This is a genomic window from Vreelandella arctica (assembly GCF_037070215.1).
In the GTDB taxonomy this organism is placed as follows: Bacteria; Pseudomonadota; Gammaproteobacteria; order Pseudomonadales; family Halomonadaceae; genus Vreelandella; species Vreelandella arctica.
On the sequence record NZ_JBANSN010000001.1, the window covers coordinates 215,900 to 230,832 of the forward strand.

Below are 14,933 nucleotides of genomic sequence, written 5' to 3' on the forward strand. Positions count from 1 at the left end.
TTTAGGGCTCCTTGCGTTGGGAATTGTCGTCTTGAGAGTCGACATCTGCGGGCTGATGTAGCGTGACCAGTGCAGTGGTGCCCTCAAAACGTCTAAATACGACTGGGGTGCCGCTGGGTAAAGCGGTTTCACCGTTATCAAGTACACGTAAACGGTAGAAATCGCCGTTCACTTTAATGCCCGTGGCATCATCAAAATCGCGGCGAAGGGTAATGTAGTGATTGCCTTTCTCCACGCCTGTGCCCGTTGTGCCATAAGCCACTCCACGCGGAGAGAAGCGCGGACGAATCACCATGATGGATATCGGCAACAATATTCCGGTAAAAATCGCCATGCTGAGCAGTTGCCAGGGAAGCGTTAATCCCAACGCCGTCACCGCTGCTGTGAGCGCAGCGGCAATACCCAGTGCAAGTAGCACCATAGCGCCAGAGGTCAGCTCTGCCAAACTCAGCAACAAGGCGAGTACTAGCCAGCTATAAGCCGGATTCCAGTCCATGTGCTCTCCTATTTATAATGTTATCCACATCTAACGCTCAGCGTACCGCATTTAAACAGGCGGTGTTCTAAATAGCTGCTAAGCAGTGTTGGTCGAGGTACTGGTCAGTCAGGAGTGCTATCCTGCCTGCCTTCATAGATGCGAGCAAAAGGAGAAGGGCGTGTCGGGCGTGGTCTACTGGCTGGATATGGCGGGTGTCATCGTGTTCGCGCTGTCGGGCGTGATTTTGGCGTGCCGGTCGCGCATGGATCCGATTGGTATGCTGGTGTTGGCGGCGGTCACTGGCATTGGCGGGGGCACGCTGCGGGATTTAGTGCTGGGCGTTAGGCCGGTGTTTTGGGTGACGGATCCGACCTACCTTTGGGTGATTTTAGCCACGGTGGGCGTGTCGTTGATGGGGTTTCACTATATCCACCGCCTTTCGCGGGGGTTTTTGCCCATCGCCGATGCGTTTGGGTTGGCGCTGTTTACGGTGATTGGTACGCATAAAGCACTGCTGCTGGGGAGCTCAGGCACGGTGGCGGTATTGATGGGCATGATGACCGGGGTAGCCGGCGGCATGATCCGTGATGTATTGGCCCAGCGAGTGCCCATGGTGCTGCGCGAAGAGGTGTACGCCACGGCGGCGATGGCCGGAGGAATTGTCTACGTGGCGCTGCATGCGCTGGAAGCACCACTGACGATAGCGATTGCCGCCTCGCTAGGCGTTACCCTTGGGCTGCGTTTGGCGGCGATCCATTGGCACTTGGCGTTGCCGGTGTTTGCCTGGGTCACGGTGCCGCCGAAAATCCAAGACGAGGCTGCTCCGCTCTCTACGCCGCAAAAGGCTAAAGAGCGAGTGAGGATAATTCGCCGTGAGCGCAAAAAACGCTAGGCTCTGTCTGAAAACTGGCTGCGCTCGACCATACGGCGTTAAAAATCGGCTCAAAGTACTCATTTACAACACGTAAACTCCGTCTTTTCGCCGATTTTTGCCTTGTCTGGCCTTCGCTCGCCGACTTTTCAGACAAAGCCTAAGGGCTAATCATTAACGTCTAATTGTTAGGGCCTCGGGAGCGGTTTGCTTCACGCCAACGGTCAAACCAGCGGCGCGGCTGAATCACCCGCAAGGTGGGCTCGCTGTCGTTAAGCTCCACCCCTAACCCAAGCACGCCAAGCCGGGCATAGAGCGCGCCGTTGGCACTGCGCTCGGCCAGCGTGACATCCGAAAGGAGCAACAGTGGGCCGCCGGTGAGTGTTAAGCCACTCAGGCTAATTTGCTCGCCGCTGATCGCTAGTTGTGCCGTTCCCTCGATATCGTGAACATTCAACAGTCGTCCTAGCCAGTCGCTGTCCCTTGCCCGGGCGAGAAACAGCCGGGCCAGTAAGCCGGTATCGCGCATCTCAAGGCGGAGCTGGCTGGCGAGGCGAATAGGATCTTCCCAGGCCAAGGTTGCCTCCTTCATTGAAAGCTGCACCCACCAACCAGCATCTGAAGAACCATTTTCACTCTGGCGATTAACGTTTTCCAGGCGTAAGAACGAGTCGTCGGCGGTAAAGCGTCGTGTTTCCAGGTCACCTTCGGTTAGCTGTAGATAGAGTTGTAAGTCGCCGCTAAGCCGCTGGTCCAGCAACGCTAGCTCAGCGCCAAAAGCGCGCAGCGTGACTTCGCCCTGGGCGTTTAACCCCTCCAGCAGCCACTCGCTTTCCAGGCTGGCCTGGCCATCCAGTAAGGTAATCCCCGCGCCTTCTGGCAGGTAGCGGTTGTAGCGGGTGAAGTCGGGCACCTCGGTAATCGGCAGCGCAATGCGGGTGGTGAAATGCTCGGGCTGGGGGGATTCCAGTACATCGCTAAAGCGCTCGGTTTGCGTGGTGAGGGCGAAGTGGCGCCCTTCCAAGTGAGGACTGTCATCATCTTGGCGCCTTAGCGCAAAGCGGGGAATGCCAAGCGAGAGTTGGGCCTGCTCGGGGCTATCCAATTGGGCGGTAAGCTCACCACGCCCGGTGGCGGTATAGTCTAAAAACGAGACCTCTAGCTGGTCGGCGTTGACCCGCAGCCGAGTGGGTGCCAGTAAGCGGTTATCGCGAAAGGCGCCTTGAGCGGAGAGTTGGCCTTCTCCAGCGATAGTTAAACCGTGCGCATCAGGTAAAAAAGCATTTAAAAAGCTAAGCCGTTGCACGCTGCCTTCAAGCGCAAACTGCCCGCTGGGTACGTTGTCGCGGCGTTGAAGTTGGCCGTCGGTCAAGACCAATACGCTCTGTAAGCGCTCACCAGGTTGCTCGATATCGGCCACTTGCCAGCTTAATCGAGCGCCACTGATATTCAGCGCTGAGCCATCTATTGCCGCCTGCTCAATGGGCAGTAAAAGCTGCATATCGCTGGTTAAGGTGCCGCTTTCGTCGCCGTGCTGCCAGCGAGTGGTCAGCGCTTCTCCGGCTAAGCTTACCTCGCCGCTGAGCTGTTCTGAAGCGATGTTGAGCTGGCCGTGACTGGCGGCTTGGCCGCTAAGCAATTGCAACGGCGCAGGGGCTGGCAGCATGGAACCCAAGTAAGTTTGTAGCACGCTGATATCAGGCAGGCGCGCGGCTTGCCAACTGAGTGTCGCGGATGCATCTTCACGGGCTCGTTGTGCATCGATGGGGCTCGTGGCGACGACACTGATGTCGGCATCGTCAAGCAGCAGGCGCTCTTGGTGATGCAGCGTGGCCTGGCTAAAATTCAGCGTTGCCTCAATCATTTCTTGGGGGGTTAGCTGGGCGTTCAGTGAGCCGCTGCCTTGGGCAGTAAAACCAAGCGTGTCGGCTGCTAGTTCAGGGGCTTGAATACTCAGCTGGGCATCAAAAGGTCGCGACCCGCGAATGCTTGCATTGGCCTCGATTTGACCATGGCCAGAAAGGCGAACGCCCTGTCCGTCCAAACTCGTATCCAGGTAGCGGTTAAGCATATCCAAACGGGTAATATCGCCCTGAAGCGCCAGTGTTGCTGCTGTAGGAAGGTCGAGGTGATCCAAGCGCTGATTGGGAATTTGGCTGGCCAGGCGTAGCTCAGCGTGCTCTGCATATGTGTGTGAATCGAGGTGTGAATCGGCTAGCTCTTCTTCTGCTAATACGACATCGGTCAACTGCGTCGAAAAATGCAGCTGATCGTTTTTAACCGCTAGGCGAACTTGGCCCTCCCCGGTAGCCGTATGGCGTGGTGACGGGTTATCCGCCACTATCCAGCGCGGCGAATCACTCGGTGCGCGTAAATGCTGCTCATCAACGGCTAAGCGCAGCTCAGGTGCGTCCAGCATAAGTTCGCTACCGGGTTGTAACTTGCCTGCGGTTAGCTCCAGCTCTCCCGTCAGCGCCCCGCGCCCCTCCAAGGTTAGCCAGGGTAGGGCGTCTAGGTAGGGCATAAAGACATCCCAGGCATCCGCCTGGGCATCCAACTGAAGTTGTGCGGAGAGCGTTGCCAGTAGATTGGGGTTCAACTCACCGCTCTCAACATCGACAGGGTTTATCGTTTTGAGCGTGGCATCTGCGTTAAGATTGATAGCGCGCACTAAGGTGGCTTGATCGCTTAGGCGAACTAAACGACCATTAGTGATAGCGAGGGAAACCTGAGGGATCGCTAGTGTGTCGCGACTTAAGGTGGTCTCTGCGACCTGTAGCTCGCCGTCAGCTTCGAGGGCGATGTCACCAACGGTCAGGCGACGTATACCCTCAGCATCCAGTGCACCGATATGCAGCTCGCCGCGCAGCAGGGCCAGTAACGACAGCGAAAGGGTGGCGCGTTCGGCCTCAATCGAGATGGGCAGTGCTTTATCTTCACGGGCTAGATAAAGCCCCTCGACTTCCCAGCGGCCTGGGTGTCGGCTGGCGCCTTTTTCCCAGCGGATATCGACACCTTCGAATTGCGAAATGCGTGCCGGAAGCCATTGGCTATTGAGCAGCCAATAGCTGCCTACCACCCATATAAGGATGAGAAACAGCAGGCCAATCAACACCCTCAGCAGCAGGCGGGGTAGGCGATTTTTAGCAGTGTTCGCGTCTGACATAGTGGCTTCCCTAGCAGAGAACTCCTGTTGGGGCGTGTTTTGTGGCATTATGCGCGGCGTTGGGCAGTGACGGGTTTTCGATTTCAACGCTAGGCAGGCAACAAACGCCATGTTCAAGGATTTTTACGCGCAGCGCGGAGAGTATGTAGTGATCTCTGCAGAGCAGGCCAGTCGTTTCGCCAAAGGCGTGGCGGGTGACTACAACCCTATTCATAACCCGGATGCACGGCGCTTTTGTGTGCCCGGTGATCTACTGTTTGTGCTGATACTCACAAAGTTTGGGTTGTCGCGGCAAATGGAATTTCGTTTCACCAACATGGTGGGCGCTGACACGCCGCTTAAGTTTAGCGAAGCAGAAAACGGTGCACTTCACGTTTGCGATGAGGGCGGCAAATGCTACTTGCAGGTGGTGCGTAGTGGTGACATTACTCACGATCCCGCGGTAGTGGAAGCCTTTGCGCGTTGCTATGTCGCGTTTTCAGGCAAGAACTTTCCGCACTATCTCAAACCGCTGATGGAGCAACATGGGGTCATGTTTAACCCCAAACGCCCCTTGGTGATCTACGATAGCATGGGGTTTTCGCTTGAGCGTTTAGATGCCTTTTCGCCGGGCTTAATGCTGAACCACTCTTCGTTAGAGGTTCACGGGAAACGCGCCGATGCGCTGCTGGAGTTCTCGATTGAATCCGCTGGGGAAGCGGTGGGCGTCGGTTCCAAGAAGCTTGTGGTGAGTGGCCTGTGTGACTACGACGCCGATGAAATGGCCGCGATAGTAGAAGAGTTTTACCGCTTAAAGGCCGCCTACGAGTCGGCCTAGCGTCCCGTCGAGGCTATCGGCGGCATCATAGCCTGCGGCATCACATCGACTTCGACCTCCAATTGATGCTCGCCACCGCCATTCATAACGCCTTTGAGCGGGGCGACATCGGCGTAATCACGCCCCCAGGCCAGCACCGGATGCTGCTCGCCAGCCACGGTGCCGTTGGTGGGGTCGAGGGCCAGCCAACCCCATTCAGGAATCCAGGTTGCCAGCCATGCATGGGAAGCATCTGCGCCGATCAGGCGTGGCTGCCCAGGCGGCGGCTGGGTTTCTAAGTAGCCGCTGACATAGCGGGCGGCGAGACCCACCGAGCGCAATGCGCCAATCGCCAGATGAGCGAAGTCTTGGCATACGCCGCGGCGGTTGGCGAGCACTTCGCTTAGCGGTGTCGCCAGCGTGGTGAAGCTGGGGTCGTACTCAAAGGTTTGGTGAATCAGTTCATTAAGCGCTAATGCCGCTTCAACGATCGGTCTGCCTGGGGTGAAGCAGCTGTGGGCAAAGCTGGCTAGCTCCGCGTTTCGGCGGATAAACGGTGAGTCTAGGCGGTAGAGCTGAACGTCAAAGCTGTTTGCCTGGCTAAGGTGCTGAGCAACGCTTTCCCACGCTGAGGAAGTAGGCGGCAGTGCTGCCAAGGGCTGTGTTCTTAGTGGTGTTACCACCGTCACATCCAACGTTTGATGGACATCCTCCATAGCGAAATAGAGCACCCGATTGCCAAATACATCGCGGCGCTCCATCTGCACCTGGGGCACAGGGCTGACCTGTAGTTCCGAGGCGCCACATTGCTGGTGCGGCGTTTTACGGGGCAGCACGCGTGCCTCGCTATGGCATAGCGTCACTGGGGCGCTGTAGTGGTAGCGAGTGGTATGGCGCAGCGTGTAGTTCATGCATCAGGCTCCATGCTGACTAACTGGCGTGGCCGCTCCACATGGCTGAAATGACTCTGGCTGATGGCTTCAGAAAGCGCGCTTAAGGGTTCAATCAACGCATCCAGCAGTTGCTCTAAAGCCTCTTGTGCCTCTGGCGTCTCGGCCAAGTGACTTAAACGATCAATATCCGCCAGGTGCAGCGCCGCATTGGCTTGAATCAATAGCCGTCGCTCAGCGTTGCGATAGGGCGATGTGCTGCCAGGCAGGCGATCCATCTGGCGCTCAATGCGCTTGAGCATATAGCCCACCGAGCGGGGATTGGTTTCATCGAATAGCAGTAGATCGAGAATCGCCGCCGGGTGAAGCTCGCTGCGGTAGCGGCGGCGATAGGCGGTAAAGTTATCGGTGGTGGCGAGCACCACTTCCCATAGCGCTAAGCCCGGTGTGTGCGGCGCATTGAGGGTGAGCTTGAGCAGTGAGAGCAAGCCCAGCACACGATCCAAAAAGCGACCAATATCCATAAACCGCCAGCCGTAGTGGTGGGGCATGGTTTCGTTGCACAGCCCAAAGAAGGCGGCTAGCTGGGCCGACAACCCTTCGCAGGCGCGCCTTGCAGCGCTGGCCCCTAAGCTGGGGTTGAAGGTGGCCATGCGCTGGCGCAACTGGTGGACTACCCGCCAGGAGTCGTCGCCTAAATGGTCGCGCACGCTGCGTGCATTGCGCATTAACTGTGCAAAAAGGGGCTGCAACGCCTGAGGATCTACGTCATCAAACTGGGCCAGCAGCGCGGCGCGCTTTAAATCAAAGCCAATCAGCGGTGCTTGTAGCCGCTGTTCGTCCTCTTCGTTTAGCGTGGTGATATCCAGTGCTAACAGGAGTTCATCAAGCAGTTGATCGGCGATCTCATCCTGGTCGTACTCCATCAGCCTCATCAGCGCTTCACGCAGCAGTCGCGCGCGGGTGTCTAAGCGCTCGCCGTAGCGGCCTAACCAAAACAGGCTTTCGGCTACTCGACTGGGTAGGTCGGTGCCGTCACGGGTGGCCACCACCGGGCCGCGGGCCTGGCGCAACTGGCTAACATGGGGCTGGGGAGCGGCGGCGGTGACCCACACATCCTTAACGATAGTGCTGCTTAGTGATGGCAGGCCAGGTTCTCCCACCCAGGCTAAACCGCCGGGCATTACTTGGTACTCACTGGCTTCACTGCTTTTGGCAGTAGCGTTGCTGTGGATCGTGGCGCTGACTGGCGTGCGGGTCACAAAGCAGCGTAGGTTGAGGGTGGTGGGCTCGAGCCGCTGTAGGTAGCTATCAAAAACCGGTGCGGTGGCGGACACCGTCGTGGCATCGGCGTTGGACAGCAGCAGGGTTTCACCCAGCAGGTGTTCGCACAGCATCGGTAAGTAATCGGCTAATACGGGGGCTTCCAAAATGCCCACCCCCAAGGCGTTCGATAGCGCTACGCCGCCTGCGCGCATGGCCTGGAGTAGCCCGGGTACGCCCAGCTGCGAATCGCCACGCAGTTCCAACGGGTCGCAGTAAGCGTCGTCGCAGTGGCGCAGTATCACATCCACTGGCTGTAAACCGCCCAGCGTACGCAGCCACACTTGGGTATCGCGTACGACTAAATCCTGCCCCTCCACCAGCGCGATATTGAGATAGTTGGCCAGGTAGGCGTGCTCAAAGTAGCGTGGGCTGGCCGGCCCCGGCGTTAGTAGGATAAGCGTGGGGTTATCGCGATGCTGATAGGCCATGGCGATCAGCGTACGGTGGTGCAGGTCGAGAAACCCCGCTAACCGTTTTAATGGTGCATTGCGGTACATATCCGGCAGGGCGCGGGCCATCAGTATGCGATTTTCAAGCGCAAAACCGGTGCCTGATGGCGCCTGTAGGCGGTCTGCCATCACCCGCCACTGGCCTTTTGCATCCAGAATGACATCCACACCGTGAAAGTTGATCGCTGCACGGTCATTGGGTAGCGACTGGTGGCAGGGCAGTAACAAATGCGCTGAAGCAAGCAGTTCCTGGGTGGGTAGCAGCCCCGCCTCAAAAAGTGTTTTGGGCCCATAAATATCATCATAAAGGGCGCTTAGCAGGCGACTGCGCTGGGTTAGCCCCACGGCTAATGCTTGCCACTGTGCTTCATCGATCACCCAGGGCAGCGGATCAAGCCGCCACGAACGCCCCTGGGTGTCATCATGCATATTAAAAATCACGCCGTTTTCAGCCAGCAGCCGCTGTATTTCTTCATGCTGCTGTAAGCGCCCCGTAGGGCCCATGCCTTCCAGTGAGCTCAGTAAGCTCTGCCAGCCGGGGCGTAGCTGCCCCTGGCCATCGAGCATGGCGTCAAACGTGCCGGGCTGTCCCTTGCCTAGCTGATGTAAGTAATCCTCAACGAGCCCGTTAGCCACGGGCGCGAGAAGTGAGGGAGAGACAGGGGCCGTCATTATCCTTGTAATCCTGAGAAAGGTGGGCGGATTATCCTGCACTAGCCGCTAAGAGGAAAGCATTAGCTTGGTGTCCAGCGTAAGTCGAGGGTTTGCGGCAGTTCCAGGCTGGGTGTTTCCAGCTTGGGCACCTGATGACCATGGCGATGACCGCTGTCACTAAAACGCCCCAGTCGGCGCGCTTCCGCTTCAAACGCATTAACCGGGAAGGTGTCGAAATTGCGTCCGGTCGGGTGTACCACGTAGTAGGTGCAGCCTGCCACGGAGCGCTGGTTCCAGGTGTCGATGACATCAAAGACCAGCGGCGCGTGAATGGGAATTTGCGGATGCAGCGCAGACGGTGGCTGCCAAGCGCGGTAGCGCACCCCAGCCACCGCTTCGCCGTTTCTGCCGGTGGCTGAAAGCGGCACCCTACGACCGTTGCAGGTCACCACGTAGCGGTCGCCGCTCATGCCACTGACTTTAACTTCCAGGCGCTCGACTGATGAGTCGACGTAGCGGGCGGTGCCCCCGGCAGAGGCTTCTTCGCCCAATACATGCCAGGGTTCGATAGCTTGACGCAGTTCGATATCCAGCATCGGCGTGTGCAAGCGCCCGTGGAGCGGAAAGCGGAACTCCAGGAAGGGAGCGAACCACTCAAGATCAAAATCGAAGCCGTGGTGGCGTAGATCACTGAGCACATCGTCAAGATCGTTCCACAAGTAGTGGGGCAGCATCCAGCGATCCTGCAAGGCGCTGCCCCAGCGCACCGGTTTGGCCCGATAGGGTGTTTTCCAGCAGCGCGCAACAAGGGCGCGGATCAGCAGCATTTGCATCAGCCCCATGCGGGCATGGGGTGGCATCTCAAAGCCGCGTAGTTCCAGTAATCCTAGCCGCCCGCTATCGCTATCCGGCGAGTAGAGCTTGTCGATACAGAACTCGGCGCGGTGGGTGTTGCCGGTTAAGTCAGTCAGTAGGTGGCGCAGCAAGCGATCCACCAGCCAGGGCTGCACTACTTCGCCTTCAGGCATTTGCTGTAGGGCGATTTCCAACTCGTAAAGTGCCTCGTGGCGCGCTTCATCTACCCGCGGGGCTTGGCTAGTGGGGCCAATAAACAGGCCTGAAAACAGGTAAGAGAGGCTAGGGTGGTGCTGCCAGTAGGTGACTAGGCTGGCAAGCAAGTCTGGGCGGCGTAAAAAAGGTGAATCCTCAGGGGTAATCCCGCCAAGGGTGACATGGTTGCCGCCGCCGGTGCCGGTGTGGCGGCCATCAAGCATAAATTTTTCGGTGCCCAAACGGGTTTCACGTGCCTCGGCATACAGCCGTTCGGTTTGCGCGACCAGGGTTTGCCAACTGGCGGCGGGCATAATATTCACTTCGATCACGCCCGGGTCGGGGGTGATCATAAAGTTTTCCAGTCGCGGATCCCGAGGCGGTGAATAACCCTCTACCATCACCGGGCAGGCGAGCTCCTTGGCGCACTCCTCAACGGTGCTGAGTAGGTCGAGGTAGTGCTCCAAGCTGGTTAGCGGCGGCAGAAAAATATGCAAGCGGCCATCCCGGGGTTCCACACATAGGCTGGTGTGAATAACACCACTTTCCGTGTCGATTTCCGCCCGTGGCTGCTGCTGAACCGATTCGCCCTCTGGGTGTGATGGGCTCGGGTGGCTGGTTCGACCCAAGCGTTCGGCATCGCTGAGGTGGTGTTGTTCGGCGTTGCGGCGAGCAACTTCGCCGTGAATGTCGCCCAGCTCTGGGCGAGGCGCGAACAGCGATTCCGGTTGAGGCTGCTCTTCTGGGGCAGCCCAAGGCAGCGCCGAAAGCGGTAAACGCAAGCCCATGGGGGAGTCGCCGGGCACCAGGAACAGGTGTTCACGCTTGAGCGGCCAGCGTCCGCTCTCCCAGCGGTGGGCCTGGCTAAGCGAGTGGCGCAGCGGTAGGGCATAGCCAACCACTTCGTCTAAGCCTTGTTCTAATAAGCGGGCTAAACGGTGACGTTCGGCGTCATCTTTGAGATTGGCTTCGCGTGGGTCAACGTTCACCGGTAGCGACTGCTCTTTCCATAGATAGTAGTAGGCATCCTCGAACGCCGGAATCCAGTAGCGTTCGGCCACACCCAGGCGTTCGCTTAGCGCTTTGGTAAAGCGCTGGGCCATTGCATCATCTACATGGAGCTCCGGTGCGCCGTCTAGGCAGGCCAGCCACTGGGGATCACGCCATAGTGGTACGCCATCTTTACGCCAGTAACAGGCGAGCGCCCAGCGGGGCAGTGGTTCCCCGGGGTACCACTTGCCTTGCTGTTGCTGAATAGCGCTGCCGGGGGCGTAAGCGGCCTGGAGCCGGGTTAGCAGTGCCTCAGCGCGTTCGCGTTTGTGCTCGCCCAGGGCTTCGGTATTCCACTGTGGGCTCTCCATATCGTCGACCGAGACAAAGGTGGGTTCGCCGCCCATGGTCAGGCGTACGTCCTGGTGGAGCAGTTCGGCATCTACCTCGTCACCCAGCGCGCAGATACGCTGCCACTGCTCATCGCTATAGGGCTTGGTGACCCGTGGGTCTTCGTGGATACGCTCCACTTCCATGGTGACATCGAAAGTGACTTCACACTTATCCGAAAACCCGGTAATCGCGGCCGCACTGCCGGTCGTCGGGGTGGCGGCGAGGGGAATATGGCCTTCGCCAGCGAACAGTCCCGAGGTGGGGTCGAGCCCCACCCAGCCTGCGCCGGGGAGGAATACTTCGGTCCAGGCGTGTAGGTCGGTGAAATCTACTTCGCTCCCGCTGGGGCCATCCAGCGCTTTAACATCGGACTTGAGCTGAATGAGGTAGCCGGAGACAAAGCGTGCGGCGAGGCCCAGGTGGCGGAAAATTTGCACCAACAGCCAGGCGCTGTCTCGGCAGGAGCCGCTGGCGAACGTTAAGGTCTCTTCGCAGCTCTGTACGCCGGGCTCCATGCGTACCAGATAACCAATATCATCCTGCAGGCGTTGATTCAGCGCGACCAGGAAATCGACGGTGGTGGTGGGCTCGCGGGGAACAGCCTTGAGCCACTCCATCAACCGCGGCCCGGATTCCGTTATTTCCAGATAGGGGCTTAGTTCCTGGCGCAGCGCTTCGGGGTAGGCAAAGGGAATCGTTTGCGCAATGTCGTCCAAGAAGAAATCGAACGGGTTAATCACCGTCATCGGGGCGATGAGTTCGACCGCAATGGTTAATTCTTTACGCGGTTCGGGGAACACCACGCGGGCATTGAAGTTGCCAAACGGATCCTGTTGCCAATTTAAAAAGTGGTCATCACCGGAGAGCTTGAGTGAGTACGCCTCAATATGCGTGCGACAGTGGGGCGCCGGACGCAGCCGAATAACATGGGGTGATAGACGTACCGGGCGGTCAAAGTGGTAAGTCGTACGATGATGCAAGGCAACGCGAATGGTCATGGGCCACCCTCAAGAGAACCGTTATCAACCGGATAGTCGGCTGGGTTAGGGAATAACCGAACGTTTCGCAAGTATCGTTCCACTTTTACTTTTTTGCAGCCGCTATCTTAAGTAAGACGTTTAACTAAAGTGGAAATGGCGTTATGCACCAACTTGAAGCCAACTAGACGCACCAAAAGAAGCATAAAAGGTTTTGTTGGGCGCTGAAGTTCTGCCAAGTAATGTTTGAGTAGTGTTTAAGTAAGCGAACGTTGAAATATCGCAAAAGATGGTACGTATTTTGCTCTCAATTGTTTGATTGTTTTGCACGCGGCAGGCCTACACTGAGCATTGAGGAAGTTGCCGCTTCCACCCCAGCGCCAGGAGAGCGCCCATGAGCCAAGTGAATTGGAATAACTATGCGTGTCGTGATTTTTACGATGAGCTGATGGCCGCGCCCGGTCAGCCACGCGAGTCAGCGGGTGAATTGTGCAACATGTTGGCAAGGTTTAGCGCAGAAGAGTTAGCAGAGCGGAAAACGGCGGCGGAGATCGCTATCCGTACCATGGGAATTACTTTCACCGTTTATTCAGAAGGGGCAATGATCGACCGTGCCTGGCCGTTTGATATTGTGCCGCGCATTATTCCCGCCAATGAGTGGCGTAAAACCGAGGCGGGGCTCAAGCAGCGCGTGCAGGCGCTAAACTTATTTATTGATGATCTCTACCACGACCAAAAGGTGATCAAGGACAAAGTGTTACCCGCTGAGGTATTGGCGCAGTCGGTTAATTTTCGCCCTCAGTGTGTGGGTATTAATCCCCCTCACGGCGTGTGGGCGCATGTTTGCGGGTCAGACCTAGTGCGCGATGGCGACGGCACGCTCTATGTGTTGGAAGATAACTTACGCATTCCTTCCGGCGTCTCTTACATGCTTGAAAATCGTAATGTCACTAAGCGAGTGCTGCCGGAGTTATTCGCTTCGGGCAAGATTTTGCCGGTTGATGATTACGTAGCGCAGCTTTACGACATGCTAGCGTCGATGTCGCCGCGCCCCGGCGATGACCCGCAAATTGTGGTGCTGACCCCAGGGATTTATAACTCTGCCTACTTCGAGCACGCCTATCTTGCCCAGCAAATGGGCGTAGAGCTGGTGCAGGGAAGTGACCTGTTAGTGGATGACGATGATGTGGTGTATATGCGCACCGTCGAGGGCATGCGCCGCGTGGATGTTATTTACCGCCGTGTTGATGATGAGTTTCTAGACCCGGAAGCGTTTAATCCTGAATCTATGCTGGGTGTTGCGGGCCTGATGCGCGCTTGGCGGGCGGGTAAAGTCGCGCTGGCCAACGCGCCGGGCGCTGGGGTGGCGGATGACAAGGTGGTTTACGCTTTCGTCCCTGCGCTGATTCGTTATTACCTCGATCAAGAGCCGCTGTTGCCCAACGTGCCGAGCTACCTGTGCATGTTTGAAGACGACCGCCGCTATGTGCTCGACCACCTGGATGAATTGGTAGTCAAGCCCGCCAATGAGTCGGGCGGCTACGGCATGTTGATTGGCCCGCGCTCAACCAAAGAGACCCGCGATGAGTTTGCGCAGTTGATCAAGGCAAATCCACGCAATTATATGGCCCAGCCCACCCTGGCGCTTTCTACTACGCCTACGCTAGCGAATGGGTTGCCGCAGCCGCGCCATGTGGATTTACGCCCTTTCATACTCTCAGGGCCTGAAATTCATGTCACGACCGGTGGTTTGACGCGGGTGGCTTTGATAGAAGGATCGCTGGTGGTGAACTCTTCACAAGGCGGCGGCAGTAAAGATACCTGGATTGTAGAAACCGACGATAAGGCGGCAGCGGCCGCGGTGAAAGGAGCCTAACGCCATGCTGTCACGCGTTGCTGAAAATCTTTACTGGATGGCGCGTTATATTGAACGAGCGGAAGATACCGCGCGCCTATTGAGCGTTAACAGCCACCTTATGCTGGATTTGCCGGGACGCTTGCCGTTAGGTTGGGCCCCACTTATCGAAATGACCGGCAGCCTGGAAGCCTTCACCGCACGCCATACAGACTTCGATGAGCGCAATGTCGTACATTTTTTATGTGCCGATACCGAGAATGATATTTCGATTATCTCCGCCCTCGCCAGTGCTCGCGAGAACCTCAGAACCACCCGGGATGTGGTGCCTCGGGAGATTTGGGAGGAGGTTAATCAGCTCTATCTGAGCGTCGTCGACCATGCTGAACATGGCGTTAGCCCGCGCCGCCGCGATAGCTTTCTCAAAAGCGTGATTCGTGGTTGCCAAGCGTTAACGGGGCTCATTGAGGGCACCTTGAGTCATGGCCCGGCGCGTACGTTTATTGAATTAGGGCGCCAGTTGGAGCGGGCGGATATGACGACGCGCATTGTGGACGTGCGCTCTGCCAGCTTGCTGCCGCAAAACCCTGAGGAGCTACTGCCGTTTGAAAACCTGCAGTGGATGAGTGTGCTTAAATCACTCACTGCGTATCAAATGTACCGTCAGCAGGTGCGTTTACGAGTGCGGGGGCCGGATGTGCTGCGTTTTTTGCTCCAAGACCCCAACCTGCCACGTTCGATTGCCTGCAGCCTCGAAACACTAGGCCATGAGCTTACCTTGCTTCCCCGCCAAGACCGCCCCGCGGCGACGGTTTCGCTGGTTCGCGCGGACGTAGTCGATGCCGATATCCAAGCGCTTGCCCATTCGCCGAGCAAGCTGCATGCCTTTATCGACGAGCTGCAAATTGGCTTTGCCGCCATTCACGATACGCTGAGTGCGACCTACTTTGTGAATGACGACACTGTCCCCCGAGTGGCACAAACGCAGAGTCAAACGCAAAGCCAAAGCCACGCAGGGGACAACGACAACGATTGAAG

9 protein-coding genes are annotated in these 14,933 nt (G+C 57.5%); 4 read left to right on the plus strand and 5 right to left on the minus strand.

Translation table 11 applies throughout. The annotated features are described in order from the left end of the window. Nucleotide 1 precedes the first annotated feature (1 nt). Nucleotides 2-496 (minus strand): nodulation efficiency, NfeD-like protein, encoded by a 495-nt coding sequence (locus tag V8L70_RS00965; RefSeq protein WP_336268524.1) that lies wholly within the window; start codon nt 494-496, stop codon nt 2-4. Nucleotides 497-656: 160 nt separating this feature from the next. On the opposite strand from V8L70_RS00965, the gene V8L70_RS00970 reads away from it, so the two are divergent. Further along, the gene (locus V8L70_RS00970; RefSeq protein ID WP_336268525.1) at nt 657-1,370 is read left to right on the plus strand and encodes a trimeric intracellular cation channel family protein; all 714 of its coding nucleotides are present in this window, start codon (nt 657-659) and stop codon (nt 1,368-1,370) included. A gap of 160 nt (nt 1,371-1,530) precedes the next feature. On the opposite strand, the gene V8L70_RS00975 is transcribed toward V8L70_RS00970, so the two are convergent. Continuing rightward, a complete protein-coding gene (locus V8L70_RS00975; RefSeq protein ID WP_336268526.1) occupies nt 1,531-4,515 on the minus strand; it encodes a translocation/assembly module TamB domain-containing protein in 2,985 nt (994 codons plus the stop codon). A gap of 109 nt (nt 4,516-4,624) precedes the next feature. Here V8L70_RS00975 and V8L70_RS00980 point away from each other — a divergent pair, with 109 nt between their 5' ends. Next, nucleotides 4,625-5,332, plus strand: a complete 708-nt coding sequence (locus V8L70_RS00980; RefSeq protein WP_336268527.1) for a DUF3581 family protein — start codon at nt 4,625-4,627, stop codon at nt 5,330-5,332. On the opposite strand, the gene V8L70_RS00985 is transcribed toward V8L70_RS00980, so the two are convergent. From V8L70_RS00985 to V8L70_RS00995, 3 genes are all read right to left on the minus strand, one after another. Continuing rightward, complete coding sequence (locus tag V8L70_RS00985; protein ID WP_336268528.1) at nt 5,329-6,222, minus strand: transglutaminase family protein; 894 nt, start codon at nt 6,220-6,222, stop codon at nt 5,329-5,331. The genes V8L70_RS00980 and V8L70_RS00985 overlap by 4 nt on opposite strands. Further along, on the minus strand, nt 6,219-8,648 hold the full coding sequence (locus tag V8L70_RS00990; RefSeq protein WP_336268529.1) for a circularly permuted type 2 ATP-grasp protein: 2,430 nt from the start codon (nt 8,646-8,648) through the stop codon (nt 6,219-6,221). The genes V8L70_RS00985 and V8L70_RS00990 overlap by 4 nt, the downstream gene beginning before the upstream one ends. 62 nt (nt 8,649-8,710) lie before the next feature. Continuing rightward, nucleotides 8,711-12,061: a transglutaminase family protein gene (locus V8L70_RS00995; RefSeq protein WP_336268530.1), complete on the minus strand. Its 3,351-nt coding sequence runs from the start codon at nt 12,059-12,061 to the stop codon at nt 8,711-8,713. Nucleotides 12,062-12,434: 373 nt separating this feature from the next. Between V8L70_RS00995 and V8L70_RS01000 the strand changes: the two genes are divergently transcribed. Next, nucleotides 12,435-13,916 carry a circularly permuted type 2 ATP-grasp protein gene (locus V8L70_RS01000; RefSeq protein WP_101145667.1) on the plus strand — a complete coding sequence of 494 codons (1,482 nt, stop codon included), beginning with the start codon at nt 12,435-12,437 and terminating at the stop codon, nt 13,914-13,916. 4 nt (nt 13,917-13,920) lie between these two features. Next, nucleotides 13,921-14,931 carry an alpha-E domain-containing protein gene (locus V8L70_RS01005; protein WP_008957379.1) on the plus strand — a complete coding sequence of 337 codons (1,011 nt, stop codon included), beginning with the start codon at nt 13,921-13,923 and terminating at the stop codon, nt 14,929-14,931. Nucleotides 14,932-14,933 lie beyond the last annotated feature (2 nt).